We start from the raw sequence: 15,916 nt of genomic DNA, 5'->3' as shown, positions 1-15,916 counted from the left end.
GCACCTTATTGTGGCGTATTTATCGGTATGGATTGTGTTCAGGTCAGAAGCGGACACTTACGTTACTCCTCATTCTCTTCGGCCTCCCCAAGCTCACCCGCTGGCTTAGCAATAATCTCGAGTGCCATCGGAATATCGAGTTGTAGCAGACGATCTGCTGCTGCCTGCAGGCTGACCTTGCTGAAAAATGGGATATCTAGGCTTCCGTCTTTATATGGCTTGCGCATCACGCCGTACACGACGGTGTATTCCGCACGAGCCACTTTCCCCTGGATCGCCGGCAACAGTGGCAATACTTCTGCTCGACGCTGCCTGACCTCTCTACGAAGAGCCCTTCTAAATGCCACATCTCCGATGAGCGCCTCAGCACTGACGATTCCCTGTGACCAGAGGTGGCTGATGGGGCCGGAGGAGTGGCCATCCTTTAGATGGATGAACTGTTTGCTATCTGAAAGGAAATCGCATGGCTCTATATTCGCGTACCTCACACCTTGAGGGTTGATCTTCACTTGATCCAGGCACAACAAATCGGGCCTGGTCGCTTCCAGGTGAGCAATCAGCTCCCTCTCGTTTTTGCAGTGCGTCGGTCCGATGATTGTGATCTTGGGGATCTGCTGGAATCGCTGCTCAACCTGCTGCTTAAAGTTGCGCTCAATGCAATACCAAGTTCCGGAAAAGAGGACGTAACTTGTTTCCTGCCCCCTTTCTATCAGGGTAGTCTCAAACGTAAAGCACTGATAGACCTTCCAGTGAGTATTGAATACTTCAGATGAACCGGTCTTAGCTCGAATATAGTGTTTTTCACGTACTTCATTGATGTCACCACTAAAGCCGCAGCGGTTGAGTTCTTCAGCGTAGTCCTCAATGGAAAGGCTATGAAATTCAGTACCGCCAGCTCCGAATCCGTTGTAATGCAGCAGGCAGCCCTCTTCGTAGTCCAGCACCTCTGGCGGAGCCATGTGAAGGTCACTCTCACCGTTTCGCCGCAGGCTCTGCAAGGCTTCAAATAGACGCTCGTCCAAGTCCTGGATCGTGTCGTTTTCCCTGACAGTTTGCATGTTGTCGACCCATGCAAAATCTGTCTTGTACGTGTCAGAGCCATACACATCGAGAATCTCTTCGCACTTAGCTAAGAGCTCGTCTGAGCTCACTCGGCAGGTGATAGACAAGCTGTCTCGGCCAGCTAGGAATTTGGCAAAGTCTCCATTGAGGGGCGTACCACCGGCGACACGCGCCAAGTCTCGGAGCATATCTACGCCGAAATCTTGGATGTCACTATCTCGACTAGCTTGGACTCGCTTCTGAAATGTCACAGCGTCGGGGGTGGCCAAATCCAGTGTTCGAATCCTCCGCCTTGGTACCGAATTGAGCGTGACCTTCAATCCAAAGTGACGCTCGAATGCATCGTCATCCAATGCCAGGTGTATATGGCCGAAGCAGATTGCCATAAGACGATCACGTACAGGGAGTATCAGAGTCGCGCCAGCGCCACTTGAGATGACTCGTTCCGCGCCGCCATCCATGTGCTCCTCAACAAACGGAAGCCAGGAAGGCGGATTTGTATAGAGCTGACCAAGAAAAAGAACGGCGTCGTCGACTCCCGTCCACGAAAACTGTCGCAATGCGCCCTTTTCTCCACCGGGTAGATAGGCAAATTTCAAGGCAGCATCTGGTCTGCGCGCCTCTCGCAGGAGTCGCACAGACAGAGTTCTTGTTTTCTCTGGACTTGGCATCGCGTCTCTCCTTGAGCAAGGCATGTCCTGCAAAGGAAATACTAATCACTTAATAGTGAATTGCCACTTTTGAGCGCTTAATGGGCGACAAAAAACTGGAGACCTGCATGGTCAGCAGGTCTAGTAGCCTGGGGGCACCGATCCGAATGTCACGAAGGTTCCGCTTTTTGAGGAGCTGGGCCGCTATACCAAAACCGTCGAAGTTTCTCCCTGAAATTCGCATCCGGATACAGCAATTCACGTATGAGCCCAGCAGTCCACCATGCTAATGCTGCCCTTTTTTCATGTCGGCAGATTCTCCAAGTAAATCGCAGTGCGGCGTACTAGGCACGCGATTGGACCAGTGGTGGCGCGGATGACGTGTATATATGGCACGCCACGGCACCAGCTGGGTGCCGTCTCCAACCCCCGTGCAGACTGCTTTTCAGGCTAACGAAGTGCCGCCTCCTTTTATCTTGCCCTCCGCTTTTTCCGTGCCTTTGTGCGCCTAAGCAGGGTAATCAGGTTGGGGGATACTAAGGACCTCGACGTCGCCGGGCGATAGCCGAGGGCAGACGTATCTGCAGCTCCGCGCTGCTTGAATGCGCAGGCTGAGCACACGCAATCGACATCATGATCTACGCGATAATGGACAGCTCATCGACATGAGTCCGATCACAAGAGCTGCGCTCGAACGATCACTGCGCCGACAGACACCGGACCGAAGTAGCGATTGTTGAATGACTTCGGGTTGGTGCTGCTGAACAGGACCAGTTCATCGCCAACTAGGCGCCGACAGGTGCGCCAGACTGGCGGTGCGCGACCCTGTCGTTTCTACCCCGAGCGTCTGGAGATAAGGACGCCATTGATGCGTATCGCTTCTGACGACCTTGTATGCACACGCGCTGCGGCACCATCGACGCTACGGCTTTCAACAGCGGTGTGTTCGCCAGCAAGTAGCCGTGCTGCGCAGCAATTGCATTAGGTGAACCAGCATAAGATCGCCAGGCTTCAGTGAGCCGGCCGGGAAGTGCGATATCAGCCGGCAGACACGCATTCGTACGTGTTGTAGACCAGCTGTGGTGGCGACGTAGCGAGCACTGTCCAACCCAGGGCGGATATGTGCCTGTTAGCAGTGTCAGCGCTCGCCATGCCAGGTGAGTCCCCTGCGTCATGACGTGGCCTTCTGCTTCAGCAACTCGCGCAGCATTTCCGCCATGGTCACAGCGGGGGCGAAGGACGCTAGCTTGAGGTGCGTGCGCAGCGCCGGCGTCACGTCTAGCGTAAGCCGAGTGCTGTAGCGCTCGACATTTCCGTTGTCGATGACAGCGCCCTGGCGTATTCAGGCTTCGGCCTGCGGATCGGCCACAGGGCGTGCACTGATGCCGATGCGCTTGCCGCTCATGGTGAGCACCTCAGCAGCTCGTCGACCAGGCTGCTGACCTCGCGCGCGACGGCGCTATCTGGTGCCAGTTTATGCGCCAGGCGACCGGTCGCCACGCTCTCGGCGAAGACGATGCGTTGGCGAACCTCTGCCTGCAGCGCCGGTAGCGGTTGGTCGGCCAAGGCGCCGCGTGCTTCGCGCGCCGATAACCGTGGTGCGGATGCGGCGGTTGATGGAAAGCACCGCGGGCAACGTGGGCCTGAACACCTGCGCCTCGCGGATCATTTCGACCATCTCCGCGCTGGTCCTCAGGCTGTAGGAACTCTGCTGCACTGGCGACACTCGATTCGCCGCCAGCAACGTGGAGCGGGCAGTGGCCCGTCGATGATCACGTCATAGGCACGACGAGCCAGCTCCGGAAATACCTGGTGGAGTGTCTCGCGCGCCAGGCTGACGGCGCTGAACAGTCTGGGTAAGACCTGTTGGCTGCGCCGCTGTGTCCAGTCCAGTGCCGAGCCCTGTGGGTCGGCATCGAGCAGGATGACGTTCTGTCCGCGCAGGGCCAGTTCGCCAGCGATGTGGGTGGCCAGGGTGGTCTTGCCCACCCGCCTTTCTGGTTGAGCAGGGCGACGATCATGGCCGGATTTCCCCGGCCAAACCGCCCAAATCAGCAGCTGTCCACAAACGGGCGCTGTCCCAATAACAAGTTAGAGCTTTTAAGTTAGTTAAGTTAAGGGAGGCGTGGAAGTCACGCCAGCCGTGGCCTGTAGAGATGTTCGTGCGCCTGATAGCACGAGAGTGATGCGCCTGATAGCACGTGCCGTCGTGCGCCTGATAGCACGACTGAATTCACAGCTTTTCCAGAAGATATCCCCGTGCCGTTGACGGCACGCGACGGAGATCCGCTCGCCTGGGGTGCAAGCGCTGCGATGTTTCAGCGGTTTCCCAGGCTGGGGTTGGCGCCGATCCCGGAGCTGGGTGCGGGCAGGCTCGAGATAACTGCGCTCAGGAGAGGCGTCACAATCTGCGGCGCATCGTCCTCGTGCTGGAGTTTGCGCCAATGGCCGTCCTCCGAGCCTGTGCGCGTTTGCCGGAAACGGTCCAGGAGCGGGTTGAAACGCTTCAGATGACTTGGGAAGGGGCACAGATGGGGGAAGGCGGTTGGAGCGTTCTAAGGGGCTCTGGCGGCGTTTCTGGCCTGGGGCTCAAGGGTAACCGGCGGGCCTCATTGGTAGACCCTGGGCTGTTCGTGTGCGAGCTCGCGTCTCGCAGTCTCGCCCAGCGGGCGGTACGCGGATTGTGTGACTGCAGTCTCCGAAGGTGCAGTTCTACGGCTTTCTGCAAAACCAGACAACCGCATCGGCAGATTTCTGTAAATCCGTAAAAGCGTAAATCTGCGACCCCACAAATCCGTAAGACCGCAACGGTCTTGATCAGCAGGCGGTACAACGCTGTTGCTCCTGGCTGATCGTCGGGTGCGTACGCCCGTGAATCAGCCTTACGGGTGGCCTGCAGGGCTGGGGCGAAAAAACCAGGCACCAGGTCGCCCCGGTGCTACCCGCTCAGCCTATCGATTCCAGAACACGTGCACCTTCTCGAGGTCGATCTCCAGAGTGAACATGGTCTCGCTGTACTACATGTCGCTAGCCATGGCGCGGTAGTCAATGTACATGATCAGGTGCGGCGGCGTGTTGCTGTTTCTTCGGTCGGCTCCCGGGTCTAGTCGGGCTGCGATGCAGCCGCCGCAGTAATCCTCCTCGACGCCTGCTTCGAGTCGTTGACGTGATCGAGCAGGGCGCCATCGAGTGCGGGTTACTCATCGATGAAGCCGGCGATCTCGTGGGCGCTTTCGAGGTTCTCCTATTCACCGAGGCGGTAGCCGTCGAAGCCCTCGAAGTCGTGGAAGGCGTATTACCCGTACCAGTGGACCTACAGCTGTATGCCTTCCTGCTCCAAGGGTTGCATAGATCCAGACTACGTGGTGGATGGCCGGCGTTGCAGGCGGTCAAGCCCGCAACGTAGATCCTGATTTGTTCGCTCAGGACTTTCGCTCCTTTGTCTTCAGGGGCTGCGCTTGCGCTGCGTATGAACACCTGATCATGGACAGGTATGGGCGCCACCATCGCCTGATGAATACACTGTGCTCACTGCTGTTGGATGGAGCCGACCCTGAGCTGCCCTACAGTGCATTGGTTCCGGAGTCACCAAGTTGGCGTTCAGGCGCGCATTCGAATATGCGGCCTATCTACTAAGCGATCTCAGGCAGTGGCTGCTTCAACGATCATCCTGGGGTGAAAAATAGATCGAGATCATGCATGCTCCTACGTTGGGGGATAGGTGATATCGATAAAATAATCTCCCTTTAGGCAGTAATCAAAAGTAGACGATGATTTATGCGGGAGGGGGCATTTATGGTTGATGCTATAAAAGATGTCGATATGGTGCTCGCAAGAAAAAATATTGCAAACTAACGAGTAACAAGTGCGCTTATTTGGTTTAAGTACAATAGCATATGAAAACTATTTTGCTATTTGCCAGTGAGATATGCGCTGAAGTATGCTGAGATTGGTAGGCGGCTTTAGTGCTTGGGGCGGAGAAAGTGGCAGCAAGGAAAAAACAAAAATGAATAATGATGAGGGAATTGTTGAAATTGATTCAATAGGGCCTATTTATTTTCCAAATGAATGCAATATCAGCAAGGAGCTATTTTATCCAGTAGTATCTCGCTCTAAGAATTTTAGCTGCATGACAGGTTACTTTTCGTCTGAGATGTTGGCTGAGTTAGCATTTCCGTTGGCTTGCTTCTACTCGCAAGGAGATAGATCATCTAGGTTGCTAATGAGCCCAGCGCTTAGTGAACAAGACAAAAACGCCCTCTATCAAGCTTACGAAAATGATGAGGACATGCTTCCTTATCTGTTCGGTGACGTTGAGGAAATAAGGAAGGGGCTTAAGTATAAAACGCTAGAAGTACTTATAGCGCTCATTAAATCTAGAAAATTAGATTTGAAAGTCGTGTTAATGCGGGAAGGTATATTCCATGCGAAGGTATGGCTGTTTGATGTTGGGGGCGGTAAGGTCGCAATACATGGTTCTAGCAATGCTACGCAGAATGGTTTAATTAGAAATTTTGAACAAATCACAGTGACAAAAAATTGGGCCGGTAAGGATGCTAACCTCACATGTGAAGAATTGCAAAAGCGATTTGATAGCTTTTGGGATGCGAGAAGAGATGATTCTGTAACGATTTCCCTAAATAAAAAAACTATTACTTTAATAGATGAAATGTCTAGTGGCGGAGATGCAAAAAAGAGTGCCGCTGAGGTAATAGAAGCCTTCGAAGAAGAGCTCCGTATACCATGGTTAAAAATTCCTAATTGGTTGAATTTCAAGGATGGTAATTACTCGCATCAGAATGATGCGGTAAAAGCATGGTTGAATAATAAAGGGGGGATTCTAGCTATCGCTACTGGGGGGGGTAAAACGCTGACCTCGCTCGTATGCATGGCAAAAATTCTCAGTGGAGAGAGGAAGGCGCTATTAGTGATAACAGTGCCAAAGGTTCCCTTGATTGACCAGTGGTGTGAAGACGTTGAGCTTTTTGGTGTTAAGCCAGTAAATACCACCGGACTTGGAAGCAAGGGAATAGCTGTTGCGTTAAATAAATTAAGACTAAATTTAAAGTATAGCGATGGTCATGTGGTCGTAGTCATGACTCACGACGCAATTAAAAATGATAAAGTTCAAGCGGCCATTGAAAAGATAAAATTTTTGAAGGGGATTATCGCTGACGAGGTGCATAACCTTGGCACCTTTGATTTAGCGGAAACAAGTTTGAGTACTATAGGGCTAAGGCTTGGGTTGTCGGCAACGCCAGTTCGGCAATATGACGAAGCTGGGACGCAACTTCTATATAACTACTTCGGTGACTCAGTTTTTGAGTTTGGGTTGGATCAAGCAATTGGTAAGTGTCTAGTTCCATATAATTATTATTCTCATGTTGTAAATCTTACTGAGGAAGAAGCTGAAGAATGGTTGGAAATCAACGATAAGATAAAAAAAATGGGCTGGACCCTTTCCGGGAATGAAGGGAATCCGGCTCTTGAAATTCTACTTGTTAAACGTAGACGAATACTGGAGTGCGCTGAAAATAAACTGGTAAAGTTGAAGGAGTTGCTGGGAGCAAAGAAGGGTTCAGAAATTACAAAGTGTTTGATATTTTGCACTGACAAAGACCCGGGGCAATTGAACGCGGTTAATCAGTATCTCTTGCGTAGAGGGATTAACTTTCATCAGGTTACGTCTGAAGAAAGTGGCAACTCTGCAAAAATGAGGCAGATTAAGTCTGACTTTTCGAATGATACTTTGTCAGTGCTTACTTCGAAAAGAGTTCTAGATGAAGGTTTTAACGTCCCACAGATACAGACAGCTTATTTGCTTTCTAGTAATACAGTAAGAAGGCAGTGGATCCAACGATTAGGGCGTGTTCTTCGTCTGTCTCCGGGAACTGACAAGAAAATTGCATACGTTCATGATTTCGTAGTTATTCCGCCTATGTCGCAAGGAGTGGACGAAGATTTGAAGAAAATAATAAATTCAGAGTTCGAGCGCGTGCAGTTCTTCACAGAGCTATCAAAGAATGCTGTTGGTAGTGATGGCGGGTTAAGAGTGATGAGTGAACTAATTAGGATGATGGAGAAATCATGAGCGCTAACTTTACCCATATAATGTATTTAGTTAGAAAAGAAATTGAAAAGCAGTCTTTAGATAAGGATATTGATGTAGAGAGATTAAATTCGCTGTGCGCTCAACTTTATATGATTGAGGTCAATCCGGTGCTTTCATCACATGCGAAGAAAAAGGAAATGAAAGAGAAGATTGATCATATAAGTAGCTTGATTTGAGGGGGCAGTATGAAATTTCTACGCGCGAAGTTCAAAAATTTCAGGTTGTTAAAGGACCTAGAGTTTGAGTTCTCTACTGATCCAATCAGGAACCTAACTGTTATACGCGCTGCAAATGAAACGGGAAAAACCACATCAAAAACAGCGTTAATTTGGGCTTTGTATGGCTCCGAATCTTTGCCGAAGCAAGGCAAAGAATTTCCTTTGCATCCTGCAGACATAGATAAGAAAGTTAACGATAAAGTCGAAATTTCTGTTGAAATTGATTTTAGTGTTGATGAGGTTGTGACCTTCAAAGGAAATACGCTAGTTAAGAAGAAGACATATAGACTGATACGTGCATGCACGGAACGTATTCAGGGGGATGGTTTTACAAGATCTCCGGATAGCGTCACATTAAATGAGCTAACTGAAAAAGGAGCTGACCCAGTAATTCAGTCAGATATTAAGATTCGCATTGAACAAGCCTTGCCTGAGTCTCTGAAAGATGTGTTCTTTACTGACGGTGATGCCGCAATGTCTTTTATTGCTGCAGACTCCTCAACATACGAACGACGTAAGCGCGTAAAGGAAGCAGTTGAGTCTCTTTTGGGGCTGAAGGACTTGGATGCGCTAATTAAACGAACTGCGGATGCAAAGAAAGATTTTAACTCGGAGATTGATCCTACAGATTATTCGAAGATTGTCAGAAGTCTTGAGGAAAAGAAGCAGTTTCAGCTTGATGAAATTTCAGAAAACGAAGAAGAGCTTCAAGAAAAGAGTAGCTTATTGAAAGATGCGCAAGAGGAAAGTCAAGCTAACCAGCTCAAGATAGACGATTGCTTGAGGCAAGGTAATAAAAATAAGTTGCTGGTAGAGAAAAACAAGATAAAGGCTGATATTGAGAAGCAAGAAGCGCTCAGTGATTCTTCGCTTAAGGCTCTTAGAAAGGTCTTTAGAGATAAAAGCTTAGCGTATTCGTTAGTTAAGAGTGGCATATCGAAAGCCGTGAATATACTGGGGGCAATGGAGAAGGATAAAAAACTGCCTAAGCAAAGCATTCCCGTTCTTTCGGAATTATTAGATGCGGAAGAGTGTTTTTGTGGAAGTTCGCTGAAAGGAGAGGAAGGTGCTGTTCGTGTACAGCACATTAAACAAATTATAAAGATAAGTGAAGAGTCGGATAAGCTTCAGGGTGTTGCTACAGAAGTATATTACGGCATGAAGAGCTTCTCTGATACACAGTCATGGTTGGTTGAATATAATGAAAAGGCCGAGCTGTACTTTAAAGCAGGTAACGTGCTAAAGGATTTGCAGCAGAGTTACGAATCAAAGGAAAAAGAAATTGATCTTATCAATGATGATCTTTTGATAAAATATCGGGCTTTAGGCTCAAAGCTTAACTCGGAGATTGCTGATTTAATTGCGGAAATGGCGAGGCGTCAGCAGAATATAGTAAATGCTAAGTCCGCACTGTCCGATATCAATCTGGAGTTAGAAAGGGCCAGTAGAAAACTCAATAAAGATGATTCCGCTGTAAGAAAGTATCGCCTTGCCGGTGTGGTTAATGATGTATTTTCAGGTGTGCTTAGCTCGATAAGAGAAGTAGAGCTTAAGAAAGTCAGTGATGAGATGAATCGAATATTTTTACAAATGATCGGTTCTGATCCTGAAGCCAATCAGCACGTGATTATTAAATCTGCCGCACTTACTGAAGATTTCGACATTGTTGTTCTGGGGCCCAATGGCCATAGACTAGATCCTGATCAGGATCTGAATGGTGCCTCACGTCGTGCAATTACGCTTGCGTTTATTTTAGCACTAACAAAGGTGAGCGGTGTCGAGGCACCTAATGTTATTGATACGCCTCTTGGAATGATGTCGGGTTACGTTAAACAGTCTGTCTTACTAAGAACAATCGAAGAAAGTTCGCAGCCTATCCTGTTCCTGACTCACTCAGAAATTAATGATGTAGAGGAAATTCTAGATAAGAGAGCGGGAATGATTTTTACATTGACAAACCCTGGGCATTATCCTTTGCAACTAGTCAATCCTTCAGGCGTGAGTGACTCTAGGGTTGTAAAATGCAGCTGCAATCATCGGTCTCATTGCAGCGTCTGTGAGCGCCGGTCGACTGAGTTATTGGAGGTTGTCTGATGGCGTATGATAATCCATTCGCAAACTATACAATTCATATGCCCAGTGCTTACCAAGAGCGAATCAAACGATTCTGCAGCACTGGCACAGGAATGAAAGAGTCGCCAGAGTATGTGCCGTTCGAGAGGCAAGTCGATCTTTGGTTTATGGCTCTAACGCTGGCTGTAAATAAGGGCTTAGATCCCATTGTTTGCAAAGACAACTACAATGCTACGCCTGCAGGTATCCTCAGTAATGACAGTTATCGTGCATTGCTCATGCAGATGATCGCGATCTCCCACTATGGAGATGTTGCTGTCCTAGCGGACTCGAGGAAGGTGTTTGATTTGTGTCTATCATATGCCAATGCGGGAATTCCATATGTGCTGGATATATTGGAGTCTGATGATACGTCTCCAATGTGGTCGCTCTTGGAAAACCTCGAAGAGCTTGCGAAGCCGGCTAACTAAATTCTTAGCTGTTCCGCTATGGGCAGTAGTTGCTGCCCATGTATTAGTGCGCATATGGCCAATCTATGTTCTTGGTACGAGGAGGTACTAGGCTAATGAGTGCTTTGTTTGGCATTTGAGCACTTTCTACTTATGGCATGTGACGCAAAATTTCGGTTGCCCGTAGAGATCGTCAATATCAATTAATTCAATTTCTGGCCGAAGCGGATTGCTTTTCTTTCGTGCTTTGGTTCGTAGTAGTCTTTTTTCATAGTCTTCTCTTACTTGTTTTATACGCTCCGGGCGGGCCAGTTCATCTAAAGATTCACCTTGGCTCCAAGTGAACGGTGAACCGTTTGCTACAGCAGTTTTCTCATAGCTCAGAGCTTCTGCATATGCCTCTGGATGTCGTTCTTTCAGACGAATCCATTCAATTTTTTGTTGATAGAAACAAAATGTACAGCCGCTACGCGAGCGCCATTCATAATATTTGGGAAGTCCTAAGCCGGAACTCTCAAGTAGTTCGATGACACCGGCCTTGTCGACACCCGCTTCCTTGAAAGGAAGGTGAATTTTGAGGTTATTTTGCTTCGCGTTGTATCCTTCGCGATAGGGTTCGTCAGCTCTAATAGCTACGTAGCTGTGGACAATAGTGCCATTAGCAAGAATTGGCTTTAACCAATCCTCAAATGGTTTGAGTTTTAACTGTCTTGTGCACCAACGTGTCTGAGCAGAAGGTAGAAAATTGTTGTATTGCTTCAACCAGTAGTCGAAGTCTCTATCTGGATTAAGGCGAAGGATGGGTTGTCCGAGAAAACCCTCAAGTTTCCCCAGAAATTCATAGACTTCTGGGAGCTCTTTGCCTGTGTCTGTATAAAAATAATCAATCTCTAGCTCGGGATGGTTTTGCTGCATATAGATGGCCAGCGCAGCGCTATCACGCCCACCAGATAGACCTAAGACATGTTTTTCTTCTGTTTTCATTTCAGTCGGCTGCATTAGATGCTTTCCCGAAGTCTATGTCTTCGATGTAAGTAGTGCTTAGTTCTGCTAAGGCAGCTAGTACAACGGCGTCTTTATTGGGGAGATTAGCTTTAAGAGTGTTTTGCAGCTGCTCAATAAGTTCAGCCACTCGCGCTTGATCCGCATCGGTCACTTCAAAGTCTACATGGTAGGGTGTAGACTTGCCATCTCGGTTAATAATTACAGACATTGCACGACGCTTGTCGATTCTGTTTTGAACTCTTGCGTAGCTTTCTGTACGCAGAAAACTCCTCGCAAAGGCAGCTATTTCAATTAGTGCCTTGTCAAGATCAGTATCGACCCAGTCGCGTGGAGGTTTGTTTGCTGCAAGACTTCCAATACCTTCCACTTGATTGATGGTGTCTTCATAGTTTACTAGACGAGCAATAAAGGCATCGACTCTAAAGTCGCCAGAAATCTTCTTAATATTCTTTGCTCGGGTTCTTAGCTCTGCAATGTCCAGCGGTGTTTTATTGCTAGCATTTAATTCGTTGAGCATTAAGTCAGAAAGTCTTTTCAGCATTTCTGGATACGCGTTGACCAACTCGAGAAGCGAACTCTCAACAAGGTTTACCACATTAATGATTGCATCCTGGTCATTAATGTTTTCGATGCCAATTAACCCAGGTAGGTCAGAGAATAGTAACTGATTAGGATCGTATGCATTTTTGAAAATGGTTCGAACCTGCTTAGCCCTTTCCGAAAGCTTTTGTGTGCGTTTCGTCCAAGCAGGTAGTCGATCAAATATTGAAATTAGGCCTCTTGCAACATCAATTGCAGTAAGCTCATATAGATCGTTGCTTGTGTCCAGCTTTCGCACGACATGCGCAAGTCCTGATAGCAAACCTACTGACACGTTACTAAGATCCATCCAGCGTACTTGGATTGATTCTGGATCCTTGGCCAGGTAATCAACGTCTAGATCCGTAAAGCGTGCCTGGAAAATACCCTCTCGGTATATCGCAAGGTTTTCTTTTCGGGATAAAAGGAATGCCACGGCAAGTACGGGCATCAACCCGCGCTTGATGCCATAAGGGCTTCCTTCCCAGATGTCATATATCTCTCTAATCAAGACAGATCTATGCGCATTCTCTTCGATATGCTTAGTTGCCGCCCGCCATGTCGGCTCCAGGTTGGCGGGATCATTTGCCCAGTTTGGAACTTGAAACTTGTAGCTTGAGCCTGAGGCTACATAGAGCCTAGTATGCTTAAGTAAAGAGTCAAATAATCCACCCTCAGCAGGGTAGCCTTCAATGTCTAAACGATCTCTTCCCTCATTAAGCGCCATTGCCTTAAGCAATGCATTCTGTGCTGCAATAGCGTTGCTTGACGGCTTTGCTCTATTGAGAAGTTCATTGTGGATTTTGGGTGATTCATTATATTGCTTGTTTGCGATGTCGGAGGCAAGGTTGTTCAAATCGCCATGATTAAGGCGTGTTAGTTTTTTTCCATTTTTAAACCATGTGGCGGTTAGTAATGCTTGTTGAAGCTCTGCCTCTAGCTGATTCTGAATAAGAATCAAACGATTCATTACTTCGCGCCTAGCTACTGGGTCACCTTGCAGTTCAGGTCTTTCTTCCTGAACCTTTTCGAGTGCCTTTAGCTCTTTTGCTAAATCCATTATGGCCCAGGCATGTGCGGGATATCCGACAATTACATCCTTTCCTTTACGCTGAGCTCGTTTTGACGCGTCCTTGCAAAGCTCTTCCGCTTTCTTTTGATCCTCGCCCAAAGTAGGTAATGTCAAAAGTAACTGGCCAATTGTCCCTTGCTCAGGGGTGAATTGGCTTGCGGTATATGGTGAGGCGGATATAGAGCCAATAGTTACATCAATCCACCGTAGTGCTCCGGTTTCAAAGTAGTGTCGCTTGGCAAGAATAGGCTGAATCCCTGCAAGATTCTTCAGTGTACCAAAGTGGACTTCTTTAATATCTTGTAAGGCTAACTCAATCGCCTCCTCAATGTTAAAGTCGCTGCCGGCGTATACGCTGTATGCATCTGTGTGCTTTCGATAAATTATAAGCGACCATCGCTTGAGGTCTTCAATTATCTCGTTCAGTTCTGGCTCTGGTACAGAGGTTACTGTTCCAAGTAGAGTTTTGCTTGCATAGAGTCCGGAGCGCTCCCGAAACAGGTCCAATAGGGCGATAGTCTTAAATAACTGTGAATGTAGTATTGAGCCGCCGTTAGCTTCACACCGATCGAGCCCTTCTGCTGCCATTGCCCACCTATGGCCATCAGGCGAGGCAATGATTGAGGGCTCAAGATTTACTCTTAAATAATCCCAAAGTCGATCAGGTGTATACCGTGATTTAGTGGTTGCTGTGCGTAGGAAATCTTGAAAACCGTACGGCTCGGCAGAATTCAGGAACCCAAATAAACTACGCTGGTTTTGCCCAAAGCGTCGTCGGGATATTGGTCCGAGTAATGACGCAACTATGGGGTGGAGCGGCCAAGTGTTTTCAAGTAAATACTCAAGTTTTTTCGATGCACCAGCTTTATTTCGGCGTATGCATTCAGCGACAACTTGAGATTCTAAACTTGGTTCTACAAGACGGTTTGTCTGAATTGCACGTGCGAGCAAATCAATCTGCTCCTCGCCTGCGGTGTTCACCGAGAGGTCAATGAACCTTCCTTGAATTTTCGACCATTCATCTCTTGCTTCTCTGGATAGACGATTTGCATATTCCTCAAAGGCTTGATGAAGAATGCCAACTATAACTATTTTTCCATCCGAGCGTGATGCCGTTTCAGCAAGTAGCTGGAAAAAGAACAAATCCGTGCCATCACGTGCTGCTGCTTCGAGGAATTTTCCCATCTCATCAACAAATACGATTAAGCCCGCTTTCCCGGGGATACTAGCTGCTACATTTTCTAGATGCTTTAAGACATTGCTGTCATTCCAGCCGCCTTCTGGGGCCAAATACGCCATACCGTGTGATACAAGTGCTTCGCCAATTGTCTTGGAAACTTGTTCCCGTCGACCAATTACCGGGAGAACGCTCCAGCCTTGTTTGCCAATCGGGAAAGCTTTAGCTATGGCTTCAGAGACTCTTTCACCTACTGCTTTCGAAGCTTCTTGCCTCCGGCCTTTGTTGCCGTCGGTAAGTGCACTTAGAGCGATCACAAGGCTTGACTTTCCACTGCCATAGGGGCCTGTCCAGGTGAATGCGGAGTGATTATTCTCAAGCTTGTGTGCTGCCATTGAAAGTAGGACAGCGGCTGACGACTCTGGGCAAATAAAGCCAGTTAGCGCCTCGGGTGAATTTATATCGCTGTCAATATTTATTGAGCGCTGAAATCGTCTTGCTACGTGAACTGTTTCAGACAGATACATTACGAAACATTCCCTTGTTCGGCGGCTCTGTAGTCATGATCAATCAGAGCGAGGGTTTCCTGGTGTGATAACATATGTGTTCGGACTAGCTGTTTTAGGCCGGCTGTTTCGGACCAGGATAGAGTGCCATTAGTGATTCTATCGATTCGAGTTAGGCGTTCGGCGAGGTCATCTTCCGACAGGAGGAAGACTTTCCCTGGTGAGCCTGGGTGGTGTGCTAGAACTTCAAAAGATATTGTTGAGCTAGTTTTGGAGTAGGATTCCCAGAACTTGGCTACTGCGTAAGTAAAAACTCCATCCCCGAGAGAGTTCTTTGGGCCGCGCACCATTCTAAATCCATCTTTTTTTCCAATGGCTTTAATCAGACTCAACTCAGTGAGTGGGGACTCCATAGCATCTTCATGAGTCTGTTGGCTCGTCAATGGTTTCGCTGCATATGTACGCACTAGGCATTCCACGTCACGCTTAATTGTAGCGGTTGCCATGCGGGTCCATCCGCGATCAATGCCGACCTTTTCCAATGCAGTGACGATGTGTTCGCGATCGAAGCTCGGGTTTGGGTAATGGCTAAAAACCCAAAACCATGAAGTCAGCTTTGGATTTGAGGTCAATTGCCAATGAATCAGCCATAGAGTTGGTGGCTTTTCCATGAAGGGGTCAAGGCCGCTTTCTGAGAAAAGCTTGTCGCCGAGCTCAGTCGTTGATGACGTATTACCTTTGCTTCCTTGGCTGATGATGCCGCACTGCGTTGCCCAATGCCGCAGTGCCGCGACCATGTTTTTCCCTACGCCAAAGTGAGCTATCGCACTCGCATCGTTGAAAATCGAGTGGTCGGTCCCTGCTTTTTGTGATGCATCAACTGCATCGTACGCTTTCTTTAGCCATCCATAGCGCATAGGAAAGGTTTCATGCCCCGAAAACTGAGGGGTGTAGTCGGGGGCAAAAATTGGGCTGTTAAACATGTTTTCCCCTGGAGGGTGATTCCAGGCTAG

The 15,916-nt window shown here is 48.3% G+C and carries 8 protein-coding genes and 2 pseudogenes; 4 read left to right on the top strand and 6 right to left on the bottom strand.

Annotation, left to right across the window (positions count from 1 at the left end; genetic code table 11):
• Positions 1-62 precede the first annotated feature (62 nt).
• From EWH21_RS18435 to parA, 3 genes and pseudogenes are all read right to left on the bottom strand, one after another.
• Positions 63-1,733, bottom strand: coding sequence for a DUF6119 family protein (locus tag EWH21_RS18435; RefSeq protein WP_277699020.1), 1,671 nt, complete (start codon positions 1,731-1,733; stop codon positions 63-65).
• Between the two features lie 1,150 nt (positions 1,734-2,883).
• Positions 2,884-3,117 (bottom strand): annotated as a pseudogene (locus tag EWH21_RS18430) (hypothetical protein).
• Positions 3,114-3,733: pseudogene (gene parA, locus EWH21_RS18425) on the bottom strand (ParA family partition ATPase). Before parA ends, EWH21_RS18430 begins: the two co-directional pseudogenes overlap by 4 nt.
• 1,919 nt (positions 3,734-5,652) lie before the next feature.
• Here parA and EWH21_RS18420 point away from each other — a divergent pair.
• The 4 genes from EWH21_RS18420 to EWH21_RS18405 are packed head-to-tail and all read left to right on the top strand — an operon-like array spanning position 5,653 to position 10,585.
• Positions 5,653-7,803: a DEAD/DEAH box helicase family protein gene (locus EWH21_RS18420; protein ID WP_277699019.1), complete on the top strand. Its 2,151-nt coding sequence runs from the start codon at positions 5,653-5,655 to the stop codon at positions 7,801-7,803.
• On the top strand, positions 7,800-8,000 hold the full coding sequence (locus EWH21_RS18415) for a hypothetical protein (protein ID WP_037049501.1): 201 nt from the start codon (positions 7,800-7,802) through the stop codon (positions 7,998-8,000). Before EWH21_RS18420 ends, EWH21_RS18415 begins: the two co-directional genes overlap by 4 nt.
• Positions 8,001-8,009: 9 nt before the next feature.
• Positions 8,010-10,136: an AAA family ATPase gene (locus EWH21_RS18410; protein ID WP_156049207.1), complete on the top strand. Its 2,127-nt coding sequence runs from the start codon at positions 8,010-8,012 to the stop codon at positions 10,134-10,136.
• Positions 10,136-10,585, top strand: coding sequence for a hypothetical protein (locus EWH21_RS18405; RefSeq protein WP_277699018.1), 450 nt, complete (start codon positions 10,136-10,138; stop codon positions 10,583-10,585). Before EWH21_RS18410 ends, EWH21_RS18405 begins: the two co-directional genes overlap by 1 nt.
• 126 nt (positions 10,586-10,711) lie before the next feature.
• On the opposite strand, the gene EWH21_RS18400 is transcribed toward EWH21_RS18405, so the two are convergent.
• From EWH21_RS18400 to EWH21_RS18390, 3 genes are read right to left on the bottom strand one after another with little or no spacing between them, the layout of a single operon-like run.
• On the bottom strand, positions 10,712-11,548 hold the full coding sequence (locus EWH21_RS18400; protein WP_051800552.1) for a phosphoadenosine phosphosulfate reductase family protein: 837 nt from the start codon (positions 11,546-11,548) through the stop codon (positions 10,712-10,714).
• Between the two features lies 1 nt (position 11,549).
• Positions 11,550-14,924 (bottom strand): ATP-binding protein, encoded by a 3,375-nt coding sequence (locus EWH21_RS18395; RefSeq protein ID WP_037049493.1) that lies wholly within the window; start codon positions 14,922-14,924, stop codon positions 11,550-11,552.
• Positions 14,924-15,886, bottom strand: a complete 963-nt coding sequence (locus EWH21_RS18390) for a DUF4007 family protein (protein WP_051800547.1) — start codon at positions 15,884-15,886, stop codon at positions 14,924-14,926. Before EWH21_RS18390 ends, EWH21_RS18395 begins: the two co-directional genes overlap by 1 nt.
• Between the last annotated feature and the right edge of the window lie 30 nt (positions 15,887-15,916).

It is taken from the genome of Pseudomonas sp. REST10 (genome assembly GCF_029542605.1).
Lineage (GTDB): Bacteria > Pseudomonadota > Gammaproteobacteria > Pseudomonadales > Pseudomonadaceae > Aquipseudomonas > Aquipseudomonas khazarica.
Note: the sequence above shows the minus strand (reverse complement) of the source record. Positions and strands in the feature narration are given on the sequence as shown.